Here is an 18,513-nt window from a genome sequence, read left to right as displayed (position 1 = left end):
AAATATGGGTGGCGGCCATCGGATTCCATCCTGGAGTGACACGCAGTGCCGTGTCAACGACGCGGAGGGCGCTCGTTCGACTTTGGGAAAAACCCCAACGGTCCCGGCGAATAGCTCCGTCTGCACTATTCTCCGGATTGGTGGCTGCTGTGCGACGCCGAGACCGTGCACTACTCCGGTCATTGGGCACGCGGCCAGGACTTCCTGAGAGGGACTCGGTTTCTACCGGCCGGCGCGGGGGTCATCGCGCGGAACGGGAGTGGGAAATGAGCGGCGACAAGCAGGTCGTGCTGGCCGAGCCGCGGAGTCTGTGCGCCGGGGTGCGCAGGGCGATCTCCATCATCGACCTGGCGCTGGAACGGCACGGCGCGCCCATCTACGTCCGCAAGGAGATCGTGCACAACCACTACGTCGTGCGCGAGTTCCGCCAACGCGGTGTCGTCTTCGTCGACTCCGAGGAAGAAGTGCCGGAGGGCGCGGTGTGCGTGTTCTCCGCGCACGGTGTTTCCCCGCAGGTGCGGGAGAACGCGGCGGCGCGCGGACTGGACGTGCTCGACGCGACCTGCCCGCTGGTGGCCAAGGTGCACCAGGAGGCCCGCCGGTTCGCCCGCGACGGGCGGACGGTGCTGCTCGTCGGCCACGCGGAGCACGAGGAGGTCGAGGGCACCTTCGGGCACGCTCCCGACCGGACGATCATCGTCGAGACCGTGGCCGACGCGGAGGCGTTGGACCTTCCCGCCGACGCGCCGGTCGCGTTGCTGACGCAGACCACGCTGTCGGTCGACGAGACCAGGGACATCATCGCCGTGCTGGAGAGCCGGTTCACGGATCTGCGCGGGCCCGGCACCGACGACATCTGCTACGCGAGCCAGAACCGCCAGGACGCCATCAGAGCGATCGTGCACGACTGCGACCTGGTGCTGGTGGTCGGTTCCACCAACTCCAGCAACTCGATCCGGATGGTCGAGGTGGCGCGCAGGCTCGGCGGGCGGGCCGAGCTCGTGCCGGACGTGACGCACTTCGACACCGCGTGGCTCGACGGCGTGCGCACCGTCGGCGTGAGCGCCGGCGCGAGCGCGCCGGAGATCCTCGTCGACGAGGTGGTCGCGAAGCTCGCCTCGCTCGGCTACGGCGACGTCGCCGTGCACCGGGTCGCGACCGAGGACGTCGTGTTCACCCCGCCCGCACGACTCACCGGGCCCTGACCGACCGCGAGGAGCTCTGTTCGACATGGCGCTGCTGGACACCGTGCACGACCCGGCCCGGCTGCGGGAGCTGACCGCGGCCCAACTCCGCGACCTCGCGGGCGAGATCCGCGCGTTCCTGATCGACCGGGTCAGCGCGAGCGGGGGACACCTCGGGCCCAACCTCGGCGTGGTGGAGCTGACCATCGCGCTGCACACGGTCTTCGAGTCCCCGCGCGACCGCGTGCTGTGGGACACCGGGCACCAGTCGTACGTCCACAAGATCCTCACCGGGCGCCAGGCCGGGTTCGACCGGCTGCGCAGGACCGGTGGCGTGTCGGGCTATCCGTCGCGCGAGGAGTCCGAGCACGACCTCGTGGAGAACTCCCACGCGTCCACCGCACTGTCCTATGCGGACGGACTGGCGCGCGCGGACGCCCACCTCGGCCGGCGCGACCGGGCGACCGTCGCGGTCATCGGCGACGGCGCGCTGACCGGCGGCATGGCCTGGGAGGCGCTCAACAACATCGCGGGCGGACCCGACCGGCCGCTCGTCATCGTGCTCAACGACAACGGCCGTTCCTACGCGCCCACGGTCGGCGGACTGGCCGAGCACCTGGCCGACCTGCGCGCTGGGCACGGCGCGAACGTGTTCGAACAGCTCGGGCTCCTCTACACCGGCCCGGTCGACGGCCACGACATCGCCGCCGTCCAGCACGCCCTGCGGCACGCCGTGGCGTTGGAAGGACCGGTGGTGGTGCACGTCGTCACCGCCAAGGGCAAGGGACACCCGCACACCGAGAACAACGAGCTGGACCTCGGCCACGCGATCAAGCCGATGGACCCGGTCACCGGGCGGGCGCTGAAGTCGTCGCCCCGGTCGTTCACCTCGGTCTTCAGCGAGGCACTGGTCGAGCTGGCGCAGCGCCGTGACGACATGGTGGCGATCACCGCCGCGATGACCGAGCCGACCGGGCTTCTCCCGTTGCGGCAACGGTTTCCGGACCGGGTGATCGACGTCGGCATCGCCGAGCAGCACGCGGTCACGATGGCCGCCGGGCTGTCGATGGGCGGCGTGCACCCGGTGGTCGCCATCTACTCGACGTTCGTGAACCGCGCGCTCGACCAGCTGCTGATGGACGTCGCGCTGCACCGGCGCCCCGTGACGTTCGTGCTCGACCGCTCCGGCGTGACCGGCGACGACGGGCCGAGCCACAACGGCATGTGGGACCTCTCGGTGCTGCAGGTGGTGCCAGGACTGCGGATCGCGGCACCGCGCGACGGCGCCCGGCTCGCCGAGCTGCTGACCGAGGCCGTGGCGTGGCAGGAGGGACCGACGCTGCTGCGGTTCCCCAAGGGGCCCGCCGGTGACGACCTGCCCGCCGTGGCCGTGTTCAACGGACTGGACGTGCTGCGCCGCTCCGGCTCGCTGGACGTGCTGATCGTCTCGATCGGCGCGCTCGCGGGACTGGCCCTGGTGGTCGCGGAGGATCTCGCGGCCCGCGGACTCGGGGTGACGGTGGTGGACCCGCGCTGGGTCACCCCGGTCAACTCCGCCCTCGCCGATCTGGCCCGGCGGCACCGGCTCGCGATCACGGTCGAGGACAACAGCCGGGCGGGCGGCGCCGGTTCGGCCATCGCGCAGACGTTGCGGGACAACGACGTGCACACGCCGTTGCGCGAGTTCGGCATTCCGAGGAGGTTCCTCGGCCACGGGTCGAGGGCCGAGGTGCTCGCCGCGTGCGGGCTGACCGCGCAGGACATCACCAAGGCCGTGGCAGGACTGATCACCGATCTGGACGCGCGCGAGCCCGTCGGTTCAGGAGTGGAGCTATGACCGTCGCCCTGGGCATGCCCGTGCCGCGCAAGGAAGAACTCTCCGTGGCCACGCGCCGGACCTCGCGGAAGATCATGGTCGGCCCGGTGGCGGTGGGCGGGGACGCGCCGGTGTCCGTGCAGTCCATGACCACCACCCCTACCGCCGACGTCGACGCGACGTTGCAGCAGATCGCCGAGCTCACCGCGGCGGGCTGCGAGATCGTGCGGGTGGCCGTGCCGTCGGCCGACGACGCGGCCGCGTTGCCCGCGATCGCCCGCAAGTCCGGCATCCCGGTGATCGCCGACATCCACTTCCAGCCCAAGTACGTGTTCGCCGCGATCGACGCCGGCTGCGCGGCGGTGCGGGTGAACCCGGGCAACATCCGGCAGTTCGACGACCAGGTCGGCGCGATCGCCCGTGCCGCCGGGGACGCGGGCGTGCCGATCCGCATCGGCGTGAACGCCGGGTCGCTGGACAAGCGGCTGCTGGCCAAGCACGGCGGCGTCACGCCGGAAGCGCTGGTGGAGTCGGCTTTGTGGGAGTGCTCGTTGTTCGAGGAGCACGGCTACACCGACCTGAAGATCTCGGTGAAGCACAACGACCCGGTCGTGATGATCGAGGCGTACCGCCGGCTCGCCGCCCGCTGCGACTACCCGCTGCACCTCGGCGTCACCGAGGCGGGGCCCCGGTTCCAGGGCACCATCAAGTCGTCGGTCGCGTTCGGCGCGCTGCTCGCGGAGGGCATCGGCGACACCATCCGCGTCTCGCTGTCCGCCCCTCCGGTCGAGGAGGTCAAGGTGGGCAACCAGATCCTGGAGTCCCTGGGGCTGCGGCCGCGCGGGCTGGACATCGTGTCGTGCCCGTCGTGCGGCCGCGCCCAGGTGGACGTGCACACGCTGGCCGAGCAGGTCACCGCCGCGCTCGAAGGGTTCCCCGTGCCGTTGCGGGTGGCCGTGATGGGGTGTGTCGTGAACGGCCCCGGCGAGGCGCGGGAGGCCGACCTCGGGGTCGCCGCCGGCAACGGCAAGGGGCAGATCTTCGTGAAGGGCGAGGTGATCCGCACGGTCCCGGAGTCGCAGATCGTGGAGACCCTGCTGGCCGAGGCCGCCCGCCTCGCCGAGGAGATGGGCGTCGACGTCGAGGCGGCCACCTGAGGGTCAGTCCACGGTCTCGCACGCGACCCGCGGTGGCCACGAGTCCGTGCGCAGGATCTCCAGCACGAACGCACGCGAGATCAACGCGACCCGGTTCGGTGCCTGGAGTTTGTCGGACAACACGCGCACGTGGTAGTCGATGGTCTTCGAACTGAGGTACAGCTCCCGCGACAACCGCCCGCTGGAGAACCCGGCGGCGACGCCTTCCAGGATGCGCGCCTGCGTGGAGCTCAGCATCAGACAGCCGACCAGGTCGTGCGGTTCGTGCTTGCGGACGCAGCCCGAGTGGGGTTCGCAGTTCTTCTGCCCGGAGTACATGGCACCCGTCCATTCCCGTACAGCTCTGACCGGAAAGGAGATTCAGCCTCGTGTCCACAGTGGAACAACTTCGAGGGATGACGTTGACAACGTTGGCATATGACGACACGACCACGGCGGCGGACGCGTTGCTGGAGGCACTGCACCAGGACCTGAGCGGCCTGCCCGCCAGCGTGCGGCTGGACGCGGTGCTGTGCCTGCTGGAGGCCGCCAGGCAGGTGCTGGGAACACCCGGCCCGGCGACCGCGGAGGACCTCGACCGCGTCCGCGCGACCATGCGCGCCGCGTCGCTCTCGGTGCGCGGCTACCTGTGGCAGGCGCGCGAACCGGAGTGACGCCGTCAGGACGCCGCCGGGGCCGCCTGTGTTCGTGCCGGTGCAGTCTCCCGCAGGTCGGGCAGGAACGTCATGACGATCGCCGCGCAGGCCATGAAACCCGCGCACACCAGCAGACCCGCGCCGAACCCGGACCCCGCCGCCAGCGCGCCCAGGGTGAGCGGCGCGAACGCGGACACGCCACGCCCGATGTTGAAGCAGAACCCGGCCCCGGTCGTGCGGACCCGCGTCGGGAACAGCTCGCCGAGGTACGCGCCGAAGATGCCCGCGTAGGCCGCGAAGAACGCGAACAGCGGGCCCAGCCACAGCAACGCCGTCTGGTCGGCCGCCACCACGTACAGCGGCAGCGTGACCGCCACCCCGGCGAGCGACAGCACCAGTGCGTTCTTGCGGCCGATCCGGTCGGCGATGATGCCGAAGACGTTGTAGCCCACGAACATGCCGGCGTTGAGCACCGTCAGGAACAACGCGACCGTCGGGCCGGGAATGCCCTTGTCGCCCTGCAGGTACGTCGGCAGCCACGTGGACGCGCCCCACGCGCCGAACATCGCGAAGCTCGTCACGACCACCCCGAGCGTCGTGCGCCGGCGCAGTTCGGGGGAGAAGATCTCGCTCACCCGCACCGGCGTGGTCTTCTGCTGGGCCCACTCGGCCGACTCGCGGAAGAACACCCCCACGATGACCAGCGGGATCACCACACCGGCGCCGCCGAGCAGGAACAGCAGCCGCCAGTCCGGCAGCAGCGCGCCCGACATCACCGCGGCCACCACCCCGCCGACCGGGAACGAGCTCAGCACGAACGCGACGGCACGCCCCCGTTGCGCGGCGGGCCAGGTCTCGACCACGTACGCCGACACCACGCCCCACACGCCGCCGAGGCCCATGCCCGCGAGGAAGCGCAGCGCCACGAACAACGTGAAGGTCGGCACCACCGCGATCAACGCGGTGAACACGCCGAACACCGCGAGCGACAGCATCAGCGCCCGCTTGCGGCCGTAGTTGTCGGCGAGCCAGCCGACGGTCACGCTGCTCACGCCGATGCCGAGCAACGTGGCCGTGGCGAGCAGACCGCCCTGTGTGGTGGTGAGGTGCAGATCAGCTCGGATCACGGGTAACGCGAACGACAGCAGCAGGATCTCCAGCGCGTCGAACATGTACGCGACGAACGAGCCGATGAGCACCACCCACCGGTTGGATCCATTCACGCGAACCAGTCCATTCCTGTCGTCGGGGTCACTTGTGCTGGTCGTCGAGGTCGCTGACGCGGTCTCCGAACTCGGACCAGAACCGGGCGTTGTGCCGGGCCAGCGCGGCGATCGCGGCGGCGCAGTGCGAGGGGACGTCCGCGACCGGCGGCTCGCCGGTCACGGTGTGCGCGTCGAGCCAGCGCAACAACGTTCGTCCCGCCTCGGTGAGCCGCAGCGACGGGTCCTTGCAGAGCGTGCGCATGATCTCGAGCGGATCCGGTTCGGCCACCGGCCGGCGCGGTGCCGGCACGGATTTCCGGACCGGTACGGGGTCCTCGCCGCTGCTGATGCGGTTGCGCACGTCCAGTACGGTGGAGGGCGCGATACCGGCCGCCCTGGCGATGTCGCGCAACGACCGGTCCGGATCGGCCCGCATGAGCTCACCCGCGAGCCTGCGTCCCTCCGAACTGTCGAGCGGGCGCGTCCTGCCGTCCCGGCCGAGCCGCGTGTTCGACCGTGCGGCCTCGACGGTCGAACGCCGCCGGATCTCGCCGACGGTGCTCGCGGTCAGCCCGCTGATCGCGGCGATCCACCGGTCCGACCGCGTCGGGTGGGTCAGGACGATCCGTGCCGCGGCGGCCTTGCGGTCGGCCGTGGACAACGGCAGGCCGTGCGCCGTGTTCGCCTCGACGGCCAGCACGAACGCCTCGTTCTCATCACCGTCGAAGAACTGCGCCTCGATGTGGTCGCGGGCGCTCAGCGTCGCGGCCCGCACCCGTTGCACGCCGTCGAGCACGCACATGGTGCCGCAGTGCACGATGATCGGCGGCATCGGCACGCCCGCCCGCGCCAGCACCCGGATGTGCTCGGCGCTCACGTCGCCGGTGCGCGGCGAGCCGCCGAGCCGGAGCCGGCTGATCGGCACCATCTCGGTGGGAACGACACCGGACTGGTAGGCGCGCCACGGTGACGGCAGGTCCTGACGGTCGCAGTCGAATCCTTGATTTTGCAACGAAGCCGTCCTTCGGTGCGCGATCGAGTGCGAGGAGTACTCGTGTTCCATCGTCCTCAGTGGACGGAAACCTCGCCTTGGCTCACCGGCGGACTGACGATTCCCCGGCGCTTCCGACGCTACGAAGATCGCGGTTCGCGGTCAACCGCGGACGGGCGCGCACCGCTAAAACTGTGGTCCCACCGGGGTTGCGGGGCGGTCGGGCCGACAGGACACCGACGGAAGGTACGGCCCAGTTGAGATGCGGCGCTCGCCTTGCTTCGCCGACGAATTAGTTGCCTTTCCAGACCGGTCGGAATTCAAACACGGGCAACGCCGACTCGGGCGGGTTCCGGTGAGAATCTCGTGCATGGCGCGCCTAAAAGCAAGCTTAAAACGGGTGGTTGAACGCTCCGGCGAGGTCTGCCCTGCTCACCACGCCGAGCTTGCGGTACGAGTTCGTCAGGTGTTTCTCCACCGCCCTGGTGCCCACCGAGAGTGCCTCCGCGATCTCCTGGTTGGACCGGCCCTGTGCCGCGAGCGCGACGACTTTCCGTTCGGTGCGGGTGAGTTCGGCCCGGCGGACCTCGCCGCGCAGGTGGGTGGCGGCCTGCCGCGCCAGCCGCTGGTCACCGCAGGCGGCCGCGATGTCCTGGCACGCCTGGAGATGCGAGACCTGCTCGGAACGGTTGCGCAGGCGCACCCCCAACGCCAGGTGGGTGCGCGCCAGCTCCACCCGGTTGGCCGATTGTGAGAGCGCGTCCATAGCTGACAGCAACAGGTTCAGGCCCTCGGCGCCGTCGGTCAGGCTGCCGAGCACGCGCAGGGCCCGGCCGATGCCCGCCGGAGCGCCCCACTCGACCGCGAGGTCGTGGTTCTCCTCGGCCAGGACCCTGGCCGCCGTCACGTCGCCGAGCTGCTGGTGCAGGTGCGCGGCCGCCATGCGCCACGGGAAGAGCACGACGTTGCGCCAGCCCAGCCGGTCCAGGTGCCTGCCCGCGTCCGTGAGCTGCCGCAGCCCGGCCCGCGTGTCGCCCTTCGCGGCCGCGTCCGCGCCGCGCAGCAGGTCGAACACGGCAGCCGCGCCCGGGTTGTCCACTTCGGACGGAAGACTCGCCAGCACGCGTTCGCACAGGTGCTCGTCGCCGACCTTGAGCGCCACGAGTGCCAGGTCGAGCAGGGCGTCCTGGCCGGTCGGGCCGTCCAGCACGAGCTCGGCCGCGCGCCGCGCGTCCGCGAGATCCCCGAGGTGGACGGCCACGAGCGCGCGGTCCGTCCCGGTCGCGGCCGCGGGCGGGGAATCGGCCGCGCACAGCGTCTTCACGAGCAGGCGCGTCATCTCGTCCGTCGGCGCGTGGGCGAGGAGGTGCTCGGCCAGTGGTGCGATCTCGTGCGCGGGCGTGCGGCCCTGCAGTGTCGTCGCGAACGCCAGCACCGCGAGCAGCTCCCGGTTCGCGGCACGGTCCGGGCCGAGCTCCCTCATCCGCGCGGTGGCGTCGGTGAGCTCGGCCGGGTCGGTGAGCCCGGCGTAGCGCGCCCGTGCTTCGAGTCTCCGCACCAGATCGGGGTCCCGCAGGTCCCGGCCGACGTCGTCGAGGAGGTCCCGGACGAGGGGGAGTGCGGTGCCCAGGGCCGTGATCGGCATCCGGAGCACGGCCTCGGCGCGCTCGCGGCCCGGGGCCAGCAGCTCCGTCGCGTAGCACAGGTGGTGCAGGGCGAGCAGGGGGTCGGTCGCGCTCTCGGCGAGGGCGAGGTCGATCAGCGTGGCGGCCCGGCCGGGACCGGGCACCGCTCTGCGCAGGTAGGTCACCGCGTTCGGTCTGTGCTGCCGCGCGGCGTCCCGGAGCACCTCGACCGCCCACTCGTCGAGGGGAGCCCTGGACGCGACGAGGTGGTCGGCGACGTGCGTGACCGGATGGCCCCGGTCGTGCAGCAGCACGGCGGCCGCCCGGTGCCCGGAGGCCGTCGCGGGCACGGCGTCCGCCACCGCCTGCGCGACGAACTGCGGATTTCCCTGTGCCGTCACGAATCCGAGCGCACGAAGGGTCCGCACCGCCGCACCGCACGTGCCGTCGTCGAGCCCGGTCAACGCGGTGATCAGGCCGGCCTCGGCGTGGCGGCCGAGCACGGCGATCGCCTCGGCGACGGCGCGCACCGACTCCGGTTGCCGCCGCAGGCACTCCGCGACCCGGCGCGGCGACCACGAGACCGACGGCAGCGGCGGCAACCGCACCACCGACCCGGGCAACGCGCCCGCACCGGGTTCACCCTCCCGCACGGCCGTCACCACCAGCGCCCGCGCGGCGAGCTCGATCAGCCACCGCACCGACGACGGGTCCGCCCACTGCAGGTCGTCCACGACGAGGACGACGAAGCCGTCCGGGACGGGCCGGAGCTGGTCCGCCACCCCGAAGTCCCGGTCGCGCTCGGCGGGATCACCGCTCGCCCGCAGCACGACCGCGCCGGGCTGCTCCGCGAGCGCCCGCAGCAACGCCGACTTGCCCGAGCCCATCGGCCCCCGGACCGTCACGAACGCCCCGGTCCTGGCCGCCAGCGCCGCCGCCAGGTGCTGTTTCCCGGCCGCTCTGCCGGACACCGCCTCAGCCACGGGGCCGGTTGAGGTGCACGGGGAAGAACTGCTCCACGAACGCTCTGGCGGCTTCTCCCTCGGGCATGGCGCGCACGACGTCCACGAACCCCCGCGTGTCCTCGACGATCTGTGGCACACCCCAGCGTTCGACCACTGCGCAGGCCTCGGCGATCAGGTCCTCGGCCGCGGCCGGTTCGCCCGCCGCCCGGTGGCTCATCGCCGCCAGCAACCGCCACGGCAGCACGGAGTGGGTGATCACGTCCACGTCCCTCAGGTGACGGCCGCACTCCACGAACGGCCCGGCGGCGGTCGCGGGGTCCGTCACCAGCGCGACCACGCCGTGCGCGAACAACCGCCACGCGCACGTCAGGCCGTGCCCGCCGGCGGGCATCTCGCGGACCAGGGCGAGGCGGGCCTCGTCGACCATCCCGGCCGCGAGCAGCAGCACCACCTCCAGCACCAGGTGCCGTGCGGCGAGCAGGGGAGACCAGCTGCGGCGCGGCAGTTCCGCCTCGACGTCCGCCAGGTCCTCCGCCGCCCCGACCACCCGGCCCTGCCGCAACCGCACCGCGCACCGCAGCACCATCGCCTCGGCGACCGCCACCCGAGCACCGCACCGGCGGGCGTCCACCAGTGCGGCGTCGACCCCGTCGAGAGCGCTCTCGTACTCGGCGGCCCAGGACAGCACGTCGGCCGCCGCGAGCCGCGGGGCGAACGGACCGGGGCCGCGCACGACCAGCGCCCGCCGGGCGAGCGCCACGGCGTCACCGTTCCCGCTCCTGGCCAGCCGCCAGGCCGCGATCCCCTGGCACACCGGGTCTTCCGGCGCGTCCGGGAACGCGGGCACGGCGAGTTCGCCCGGCTCGCCCTCGACGTACCAGTAGAGCGCCGTCAACACTTCCTGTTCGGACTCGGACAGGTCCGGGTGGGAGAGCGCGTTCTCGATGGCACGCCGGGATGCGCCGAACCGTTCCCGGCAGGCCAGCACGTCCGCCGCCCGCACCCGTGCACCGGACACCTCGGGCCCGGTCAGGCGCAGCACCTGTGCCAGCCGCCGATCAGCGGCCTCCGGCGCGTGGTCGAGTTCGCACAGCGCGAGCCGCACCAGCAGGTCCGCGCGCGTCGCCTCGCCGGCGGGCTCCCGCAACGCCCTGGCCAGCAACCGCGCCGCGTCCGCCGTCCGTCCGGCGGAGGCCAGCACGGCGGCCTCGCGCCGCAGCACCGGCAACGCCCACGGCGACCCCACCGGGGGAGCGTCGTGCAGGATCGCGCTCATCCGCCCGAACCCCAGCGCGGCCCGGTGCCCGAGCACCACCGCCCTGGCCCGCAGGTCGTCGCGCTGCTCCTCGCTCACCCCCGCGAGCACGGCCCGGCCGACCCCGCCGGTCAGCCGTTCGCCCGTGACCAGCCCGAGGCACTGCAACCGCAGGAGCGCCTGGTCGAGGTGCTCGACCTCCGCGAGTTCCGCCGCCGGCGCGCGTTCGCCGCACACCGCCAACGCGCGCAACAACCTGATGTCCTCCTCCGCGAGGAGGTGCAGCGTGCGCGCGAGCAGGTCCTCGTCCGCGACGGGCTCGGGCAGGCGGACGACGTACCAGGGCGGCGTGGTGACCGCGCCGTCCTCGGCGAGCCCGGCGAGCGCGTCCTCGGCCGCCGTGCCGAGCCCCGCCGTCGCGAGGACCACCGTCACCGGCACCCGGTGAATCCTGCGCAGCAACGCGCGGAACAGGCGGGTGGAGGTCTCGTCCAGCCACTGCGCGTCGTCGAGCACCAGCACCAGCGGCCCGGCGTCGAGATCGGCCGTGACCAGGCCGTGCACCGAACCGTCCACATCGGACTCGAACGCCGACGCGCTGGCGGTGATCACGCGGGCCCCGGTGACGTGCCGGGCGACGCGCCGCAGCACCGCCGCGCGACCGGATCCCGGCGGCCCGGTCACCTCGAACACGGTCCCGCCGCCGCGACGCAGACTCGCGTCGAGTTCGGTGACGAGCTCCTGTTCGGTGATCCTCCTGCTCACGCGGAACTTCGGGCCTGCTCGAGCAGATCGCTGGTCACGGACGAGAGGCTATTTGTTCGCTTCGTCACACGTCAACGATGTCATCTCATGTGGGACAAGGCCGTCGACAGCCCGCCACGTCCCTGGACACCGAGCTTGCGGTAGGCGTTCGTCAGGTGTTTCTCCACGACCCGCACACCCACCCGCAGGTGCTCCGCGATCTCCTGGTTGGACCGCCCGGCCAGCGCGAGCTCCACGACCCGTTGCTGCGTCCCGGTGAGAGCGGGACCACCGTCGCGCTGCCGGTCCGCCGTCCGCCGCCCGAGCTGCCACAACGCCCTGGCCAGTTCGAACTGGTTGCCCGCGCCCTCCAGCACCTGCACGGCCTGGCGCAGCATCGCGACCCCGGCCTGCCCGCCGGTCATCGAACCGAGGTGGCACAACGCCTTGCCGATCCCGGCCGCCGACCCCCACTCCGCCGCGAGCGCGTGCTGCTCGGCCGCCAGCTCCCTGGCCTGGGCGACGTCACCGAGCCGCCACAGCACCCGCGCCGCCTCCGTCCGCCACGGGAACAGCACGGGGTTGTGCCAGCCGAGCTCCTGCGCCTGGCCGCCCGCGTCGAGGAACGAGGCGAGGGCAGCGCGGAGGTCCACCGCCGCCACCCCGGCCGCGCCGCACAGCATCCGGTGCGCGACCGTCAATGCGGGAGTGTGCGCCCGGCCGTCGAACAGCGGCATCAGCCGGTGCACCAGCTGGTCGTCCTGCGTCTCGCAGGCCAGCGCGGCCAACGCCAGCAGCACCTCGGCGGCGGCCCCGTGCGTGCCCACCACCGTGAGAACGCTCTCCGCGACGCTGCGCGCCGACGTGATCCGGCCGGTGTGCAACAGCACCGACACCTGTTCGGCCTCCACCAGAACCCGTTCGGCACCGGCCCGTTCCCACGCGCTGTCCAGCCAGCCGAGCGCCGAGCCCCCGGCGCCGGCCGCGCACAACGTCGGCACGAGGGTCGCGATCGGCGTGTGGACGTGCTCCGGCGCGGCCGGCGAGTCCGCCAGCACCCGCAGTGCCTGTGCCGCGACCTCGTCCGCGCGCCAGACCGCACCGACCGTCGCGCAGTGCAACCGCACCGCCCGCAGCTCCCGTCCCGCGGCGGTCGACGGCACCGTCCTGTCCCGCAGCCGATCCACGCACCGGCGTGGCGACACGCAGTCGGCGAGGTGCGCCCTGGCCTCGACCCGCAGCGCGAGGTCCTCGTCGTGCGCCGTGCCCTCGACCTCCTCGACCAGTTCGCGCACCCCGGCCGGCGCCTCGGCCAGTGCTACCGGCACGAACCGGGCCACGACCGCGGCCCGTTCGCGAGGGCCGGACACCATCCGCGCCGCCATCGCCAGGTGCGCCACGGCGGCCGCGCGGTCGACACCCCGTTCCGCCGTGGCCAGGTCGACCAGCAACGCCGCCCGCCGCCACCCCGCCTCCGGTTGTTCGAGCAACGCCCGCCGCAGGTACTCGACCGCGACCACCGGCGCCCCGCGCCGGACCGCCATCGCGGCCGCCAGCCGCAGCACCTCGACCGCCCAGCACCCCTGCGCGGACGTGATGGCCAGCAACCTCCCGGCCACGACCTCGGCCGGCGCGCCCGCGTCGTGCAGCAGCCGGACCGCGCCGGCCTGCAACCGAACCCGGTCGGCGGGCGCCATCGTCGCCTCGACCGCGTCCCGCACGACGTCGTGCGCGAACAGGAACGCCCACCGGTCGACGAGCCCGAGCCGTTCCATCGCCCGCAGCGCCGTCGCGCACCCGACCTCGTCCACCCCCGCGAGCGGCGCGATCAACTCGGCGTGCGCGTCGTCGCCCAGGACCGCCAGCGCGTCCAGGACGGCCCTCGTTCGCGGTGGCTGCGCGCGCAGACAGGCGACGATCTTCGGTCGCGCGCTCTCGTCCAGCAGGGGAGGGCGCAGCACCACGACGTGAGCGGCCTGCCGGACGACCTCCTCCACCAGCGGCGAGCCGGCCCCGACGTCGCCGTCGCGCACGCTGACCACCAGCACCGCGGGGATCCGGCCCGCCGCCCGCGCCAGCGCGCGCAACGACTCCTCGTCCGCCCACTGCAGGTCGTCCACGGTGATCAGGGCCGGACCGGCCGGCAGTGCGTCCGCGCCGCCGGTCAGCTGGTGCACCACGCCGGACGGGAAGTCCTTCTCCTGCCGGGCACCCACCGCCCGCAGCACCGGGAGTCCGAGGCCGTCCGCCAGTTGCCGCGCGTCCTTCAGGGCCGCGGAACGCCCGCACCCCAACGGTCCCCGCAACACCACGAGCGACCCCGTGCCGGACCGCAGCGCCGCCGCGATGACGTCGAGCCCCGTCATGCGGTGTTGCGCAGGCTGGTCTCGAGGTCCGCCCGCAGCTCGACCCCGAGCTTGCGGTACACGTTGGACAGATGGCTCTCGACCGTGCGCAGCGTGACGAACAGTTCGCCGGCGATCTCCCGGTTGGTGGCACCGGCCGCGGCGAGCTCGGCGACCCGCCGTTCCCGTCCGCTCAGCGCGTCCGCGGGCCGCGCGCCCAGTCTCGGCATGCGGCCACCGGCGAGGACGAGCAGGTCCCGCGCTTCCTGCGCGGCCGTCCGGTCGCCGAGCCGGAGGGACAGGTTCACGGCGGCCCGCAGGTGTTCGCGGGCGCCCTTCGCGTCCCCGTTCGCGAGCCTCGACTCGCCCAGCAACCGCACCGCCCGCGCGTGCAACGGCCGTGCGGACGTCCCGGCCAGTTCCGTGATCGCGCTCTCCAGCAGCTCTGCCGCGACCGTGCCGTCGGCGACCATCCCGCTCGCCATGAGGCTGAGCGCCGTCGCCTCGGGGGTGTCCCAGCGTCGCGCGCGTTCCGTGCCGTAGACGGCGAGCTCGGTGGCCTCGTCACGGCGGTCCGTCCGCACCAGCAGGCACACGGCGTCCAGCCACCAGGGAGCCCACACCGGGTTGTGCACACCGGCGGCCTGAAGCTGCCGCCCGCACTCCAGCAGCAGGTCCAGTGCGCCGTCGTCGTCGCCGCGAGCGCGCCGCAGCGTCGCCTTCAGGACCATCACCGGCCCGTGCGCCCAGCCGAACCGCGGCTCGCCGACCTGCGCCAGGTACTCCTCGGCCTCGGCGAGTTCGCCGCGTTTGCAGAGGATCGAGGCCATGGTCGCGCAGAGCACCGCGATCTCGGCCGGTTCCGCGACCTCGAACGCACTCCGTGCCACGGCATGGGCTTCCGCGATGTCGCCGGTTCGTTCGAGCAGCCCCGCCTTGGCCGCCAGCGCCGCCGCGTCGAGCGCACCGGTCGTGCCGATCAGCCGGTCCAGCGCGGCCAGCCCCTCGGCCGGTTCGCCGCACACGCCGAGCACCGCGGCCGCCGTCACCGCGGGTCCGGCGTGCGCCCCGGGAACCAGCCCCAGCCGGGCCAGCGCGACCGTCTCCCCGACCGACTCGCCGGCGAGCATCTCGGCCTGCGCGGCCACTCCGGCCACCAGCCGCCCGGACGGCGTGTCGCGCACATCCTCGGCGGACAGGCGATAGCGCTCGATCAGACGTGCCGTGCTGTCCTGCTCGCCCAGCCCGACCGTCAGCAGGACCGCGTGCACCTGAGCCAGCGACTCGCCGTCGATCCCGGCGCCCTCGTCGACGATCAGCGCGAGCCGGTCGAACGCGGCCTCGGACCACGACCCGGCGACCGCGAGCAGCCCGACCCGGCAGAGGATCCGCACCTTCTCGCCGACGTCGGTGAGCTGGTCGACCACCTCGGCGAGCCGCGGCACCGCCACGTCGGCGCCCATCATGACCAGCACGTCGGCCAGTTCCACGACCGTGGCCACGTGCCCGGGAACCTGCGCGAGCACCCGCGTCAGGTACCGGTCGGCCGTCGCAAGATCCCCACGCCGCACCGCCGTGGCCGCGGCTTCCCTCAGGGCGCACCACATCCAGCCCTCGGGCAGTTCGGGCAGCCACACGAGCTGCTCCGCGACCTCCTCGGCCGGGCGCCCCTCGTCGTGGAACAACGCGGCGGCCCGCCGCCGCAGCTCCGCGAGCGCGGCCGTGGGCACCGCCGACAGCACGGCCCCGCAGACGTCCTCGTGCCGGAAGTTCGCCCCCGCCAGGACCTCCTTGCGCCGCAACGAGTCCACCGCGCTGACCACGAACGGCTCCGGCAGCCTCAGGAACCGCCCCACGGTCCGGGCGTCGGCCGTCCCGAGCACCGCGATGGCCCGCGCCACCTCGGGCACGTGGGGTTCCTCCATGAGGTGCGGCAGCCAGCCGGCCACCATCCGCCGCCCGAACTCACCGACCACCTCGACGCCGCGGGCATCCAGCGACACCTTCCGCCCGGCCAGCGCCTCCAGCAACGTCCTCAGCAACAACGGGTTCCCGCCGCTGGCCCGTGCACAGGCCGCCGCGAACCCGGGATCGACCGCGCACCCGAACGTCCGCTCGACCACCTCGGCCACGTCGGACTCGGTCAGCGGCGCGAGATCCACCACCGTCACGGGGCCGGCCTCGGCCAGCTCGGCGAAGACCGATCCGGCCGACTCACCGGGTTCCCAGGCCAGCACCACCGTCAACGGCAGGTCGGCGCCGCGCCGCACCAGGAACCCGGCCGTCGCCGCGTCCCCGGCGTCCGCGTCGTCCAGCAGCACGACCAGCGGCCGTTGCGCCATCACCTCCACCGCGACCCGGTGCACCTCGGAGAGCGCGGCGTAGTCGTCGCCGGCCGGCAGACCGCGCCACACCGTCACGTCGTGCTTCTCGAGCTCGACCCGGACGGCGGCCAGCAGACTGCTCTTCCCGGCCCCGCGCGACCCGCGCACCAAAGCGAGGCGCGCGCCCTCGTCCCGGCTGGTCACCGCCAGCCGGAGCAGGCTCTCGCACTCCACCGTTCGACCGACCAGGTCAGTCACAGCTGCTCCCCGATCACCCGGGCCAGGCCCGAGCTACTTCGCTTCGTCACGATTCGCGTTCGCTCGGCACCTTTCCGTAATCAATACGAGTGACGCAAGCTCCACGACGGGGAACAAACTTCCCGGAACGGACAGCGGCCGGTCAGCGGTCTCCGGCCGTGAGCGCGCGGTTCACGATGGACAGCAGGGTCGCGACGTCCTCCGGGGTCAGTCCCGACAGGGGGCTGTTGCCGACCGTGATGCGCATGACCTGCTCCCGCACCTGCTCGCCCTGCTCGGTGAGCACGAGTGCGCGCGACCGCCCGTCCGACGGATCGGGAACCCGTTCGACCAGGCCGCGAGAGGCGAGCTGACCTGCGACGAACGAGAGGTTCGGCGCGTTGCAGTGCAGGCGGGCGGCCACCGTCTTCATCGACGGCGGCGCCTCGCCGGGGGACAACGCCCACAGCGCCTGGGCGGTGGCGGTGGTCAGGCCCAGCTCCGCGAGTGGCCCGGTGATCGCCGCCTCGGTGCGCATGAAGACCTCGTGGATCGCCTCGATCGCCGCCACCCGTTCGTCCATGAGGCGCAGTCTACTTGCTTCGAGGTTCGAACTAGTTATGCTGAAGATACTTCGAGACTCGAACAACTGGAGCTGGTCATGTACTCGTTCGCCGGCATCACCGCGCTCGTCACCGGCGCGTCCAAGGGGCTGGGGCGCGCCTACGCCCGCGAACTGGCGCGCAGAGGAGCCCACCTGGTGCTCGTCGCGCGCACCACGACAGCGCTGGAGGACCTGGCGGCCGAGGTGCGGGCCGAGTACGGCGTGACGGCCGAGGTGATCGGCGCCGACCTCGCGGACCCGGCCGGCCCCGAGACCCTGGTGCGCGCCGTCGCCGACCGCGGCCTCCGGATCGACCTGCTGGTGAACAACGCCGGATCCGGTGCCGCCGGCCGGTTCCTCGAACGCCCCTTCGGCCAGAGCACCCGCTCGGTCGCGCTCAACGTCGGCGCGCTGATGGAGCTCACCTACCTGTTCGGCCGCGAGATGGCGGCCAGGGGAGCGGGCGGCATCATCAACGTCGGCTCGACCGCGGCGTTCCAGCCGATGCCCTACCAGGCGAGCTACGCGGCCACGAAGGCGTTCGTCCTGTCGTTCACCGAAGCCGTGGCGGAGGAACAACGCGGCACCGGCGTCCGGGTCATGGCCGCGCACCCCGGCGCGACCGACACGGGCTTCTTCGACGGCACCACGGCCACGATGGACCCGCGCGCCACCGACTCGCCGGAGTCGGTCGCCGTCCGCACCCTCGACGACTTCGCCCGCGGCCGCGTCGCCTCCTATCCCGGCCGCCCGGCGAACCGCTGGGCCACGCTCGTGGCCCGCGTGCTGCCCCGCCGCGCGGTCACCGGCGCCGTGGCCGCCCTGAACCGCAAGCTCGGCCTCGACGCGGTCACCGACCTGCCCTAGGGCTTTTCCAGCAGTGCCAGGAACTCCGCGCGCGTGCTGTCGATGCCCGCGCTCAGCTGGACCAGCCTCTCGCTGGTGCCCGACTCCCGTTCCGCGCGAGCCACCGTCCGGGCCTCCTCGAACTGGTTGCGCAGCAACGCTTTCACCCGCTCGTCGAAGTCGGCCTCGTCGGCGTGCCCAACAGCGGCCAGTTCGGCGGCCGTGATCATGCCGGGCATGTCGTGCCCCGCGTGCTGGTCGGTTTCTCGAGTGCCCGCCTCGGCGAGCACCGCGCGCACCCGCGCCAGTTCGGCCCGGTACTGACCCTCGACCTTGTCCGCCAAGGGCCGCAACGACGAGTCCTGACCGGTGAGCGCGAGCGCGGCGAGCGCCGTCTCGTTCTGCGGGATCAGCAGGTCCGCGAACGCCAGATCAGTGGGGGACAAGGGAACCCGTGGTGGGCCCGCCCGGGCGTCGGGCCGGGGCCCCCCCGCCGGCACCCCCAACAGCACCCCCCAGAGGAGGGGGGGCCCAAACGGCGGCCCGCCGGCCCCCCCCGGAAGAACCCGGTGGTTAAGAA

General features: G+C 72.9%; 14 protein-coding genes. 5 read left to right on the top strand and 9 right to left on the bottom strand.

The window, feature by feature from the left end:
• Positions 1 to 266: 266 nt before the first annotated feature.
• From ispH to ispG, 3 genes are read left to right on the top strand one after another with little or no spacing between them, the layout of a single operon-like run.
• On the top strand, positions 267 to 1,205 hold the full coding sequence (gene ispH / locus ACFWNN_RS07535; RefSeq protein WP_382439047.1) for a 4-hydroxy-3-methylbut-2-enyl diphosphate reductase: 939 nt from the start codon (positions 267 to 269) through the stop codon (positions 1,203 to 1,205).
• A 25-nt stretch (positions 1,206 to 1,230) separates the two neighbouring features.
• Complete coding sequence (locus ACFWNN_RS07530) at positions 1,231 to 3,021, top strand: 1-deoxy-D-xylulose-5-phosphate synthase (protein ID WP_382439046.1); 1,791 nt, start codon at positions 1,231 to 1,233, stop codon at positions 3,019 to 3,021.
• Positions 3,018 to 4,157: a flavodoxin-dependent (E)-4-hydroxy-3-methylbut-2-enyl-diphosphate synthase gene (gene ispG / locus ACFWNN_RS07525; protein ID WP_382439045.1), complete on the top strand. Its 1,140-nt coding sequence runs from the start codon at positions 3,018 to 3,020 to the stop codon at positions 4,155 to 4,157. Before ACFWNN_RS07530 ends, ispG begins: the two co-directional genes overlap by 4 nt.
• A 3-nt stretch (positions 4,158 to 4,160) precedes the next feature.
• On the opposite strand, the gene ACFWNN_RS07520 is transcribed toward ispG, so the two are convergent.
• Entirely contained in the window at positions 4,161 to 4,475 is a 315-nt protein-coding gene (locus ACFWNN_RS07520) for a LuxR C-terminal-related transcriptional regulator (RefSeq protein ID WP_382439044.1), read from the bottom strand.
• Between the two features lie 77 nt (positions 4,476 to 4,552).
• Between ACFWNN_RS07520 and ACFWNN_RS07515 the strand changes: the two genes are divergently transcribed.
• The gene (locus ACFWNN_RS07515) at positions 4,553 to 4,810 is read left to right on the top strand and encodes a hypothetical protein (protein ID WP_382439043.1); all 258 of its coding nucleotides are present in this window, start codon (positions 4,553 to 4,555) and stop codon (positions 4,808 to 4,810) included.
• A gap of 5 nt (positions 4,811 to 4,815) precedes the next feature.
• Here the strand turns inward: ACFWNN_RS07515 and ACFWNN_RS07510 are convergent, their stop codons facing one another.
• From ACFWNN_RS07510 to ACFWNN_RS07480, 7 genes are all read right to left on the bottom strand, one after another.
• Complete coding sequence (locus ACFWNN_RS07510) at positions 4,816 to 6,015, bottom strand: MFS transporter (protein WP_382439042.1); 1,200 nt, start codon at positions 6,013 to 6,015, stop codon at positions 4,816 to 4,818.
• A 28-nt stretch (positions 6,016 to 6,043) separates the two neighbouring features.
• Positions 6,044 to 7,060 carry a ParB/RepB/Spo0J family partition protein gene (locus ACFWNN_RS07505; RefSeq protein WP_382439041.1) on the bottom strand — a complete coding sequence of 339 codons (1,017 nt, stop codon included), beginning with the start codon at positions 7,058 to 7,060 and terminating at the stop codon, positions 6,044 to 6,046.
• A gap of 319 nt (positions 7,061 to 7,379) precedes the next feature.
• Positions 7,380 to 9,584 (bottom strand): LuxR C-terminal-related transcriptional regulator, encoded by a 2,205-nt coding sequence (locus tag ACFWNN_RS07500; protein ID WP_382439040.1) that lies wholly within the window; start codon positions 9,582 to 9,584, stop codon positions 7,380 to 7,382.
• 4 nt (positions 9,585 to 9,588) lie between these two features.
• The gene (locus tag ACFWNN_RS07495) at positions 9,589 to 11,598 is read right to left on the bottom strand and encodes a hypothetical protein (RefSeq protein ID WP_382439039.1); all 2,010 of its coding nucleotides are present in this window, start codon (positions 11,596 to 11,598) and stop codon (positions 9,589 to 9,591) included.
• 80 nt (positions 11,599 to 11,678) lie between these two features.
• Positions 11,679 to 13,943 (bottom strand): LuxR C-terminal-related transcriptional regulator, encoded by a 2,265-nt coding sequence (locus ACFWNN_RS07490; RefSeq protein ID WP_382439038.1) that lies wholly within the window; start codon positions 13,941 to 13,943, stop codon positions 11,679 to 11,681.
• On the bottom strand, positions 13,940 to 16,504 hold the full coding sequence (locus tag ACFWNN_RS07485; RefSeq protein WP_382439037.1) for a LuxR C-terminal-related transcriptional regulator: 2,565 nt from the start codon (positions 16,502 to 16,504) through the stop codon (positions 13,940 to 13,942). Before ACFWNN_RS07485 ends, ACFWNN_RS07490 begins: the two co-directional genes overlap by 4 nt.
• Positions 16,505 to 16,646: 142 nt before the next feature.
• A complete protein-coding gene (locus tag ACFWNN_RS07480) occupies positions 16,647 to 17,066 on the bottom strand; it encodes a MarR family winged helix-turn-helix transcriptional regulator (protein ID WP_382439036.1) in 420 nt (139 codons plus the stop codon).
• Positions 17,067 to 17,144: 78 nt separating this feature from the next.
• On the opposite strand from ACFWNN_RS07480, the gene ACFWNN_RS07475 reads away from it, so the two are divergent.
• Positions 17,145 to 17,954 carry an SDR family NAD(P)-dependent oxidoreductase gene (locus tag ACFWNN_RS07475; protein WP_382439035.1) on the top strand — a complete coding sequence of 270 codons (810 nt, stop codon included), beginning with the start codon at positions 17,145 to 17,147 and terminating at the stop codon, positions 17,952 to 17,954.
• Here ACFWNN_RS07475 and ACFWNN_RS07470 read toward each other — a convergent pair.
• The gene (locus ACFWNN_RS07470; RefSeq protein WP_382439034.1) at positions 17,951 to 18,379 is read right to left on the bottom strand and encodes a DUF305 domain-containing protein; all 429 of its coding nucleotides are present in this window, start codon (positions 18,377 to 18,379) and stop codon (positions 17,951 to 17,953) included. The genes ACFWNN_RS07475 and ACFWNN_RS07470 overlap by 4 nt on opposite strands.
• Between the last annotated feature and the right edge of the window lie 134 nt (positions 18,380 to 18,513).

Source organism: Lentzea sp. NPDC058450 (genome assembly GCF_042721395.1).
Lineage (GTDB): Bacteria > Actinomycetota > Actinomycetes > Mycobacteriales > Pseudonocardiaceae > Lentzea.
This window is presented reverse-complemented; position numbering and strand designations above follow the sequence as displayed.

Bases quoted from the DNA above. Each gene is read 5' to 3' on its own strand.
- ACFWNN_RS07530 (WP_382439046.1), top strand. From the start codon at position 1,231: ATGGCGCTGCTGGACACCGTGCACGACCCGGCCCGGCTGCGGGAGCTG.
- ACFWNN_RS07475 (WP_382439035.1), top strand. From the start codon at position 17,145: ATGTACTCGTTCGCCGGCATCACCGCGCTCGTCACCGGCGCGTCCAAG.
- ispH (WP_382439047.1), top strand. From the start codon at position 267: ATGAGCGGCGACAAGCAGGTCGTGCTGGCCGAGCCGCGGAGTCTGTGC.
- ACFWNN_RS07480 (WP_382439036.1), bottom strand. From the start codon at position 17,066: ATGGACGAACGGGTGGCGGCGATCGAGGCGATCCACGAGGTCTTCATG.
- ACFWNN_RS07505 (WP_382439041.1), bottom strand. From the start codon at position 7,060: ATGGAACACGAGTACTCCTCGCACTCGATCGCGCACCGAAGGACGGCT.
- ACFWNN_RS07515 (WP_382439043.1), top strand. From the start codon at position 4,553: ATGACGTTGACAACGTTGGCATATGACGACACGACCACGGCGGCGGAC.
- ACFWNN_RS07490 (WP_382439038.1), bottom strand. From the start codon at position 13,943: ATGACGGGGCTCGACGTCATCGCGGCGGCGCTGCGGTCCGGCACGGGG.
- ispG (WP_382439045.1), top strand. From the start codon at position 3,018: ATGACCGTCGCCCTGGGCATGCCCGTGCCGCGCAAGGAAGAACTCTCC.
- ACFWNN_RS07520 (WP_382439044.1), bottom strand. From the start codon at position 4,475: ATGTACTCCGGGCAGAAGAACTGCGAACCCCACTCGGGCTGCGTCCGC.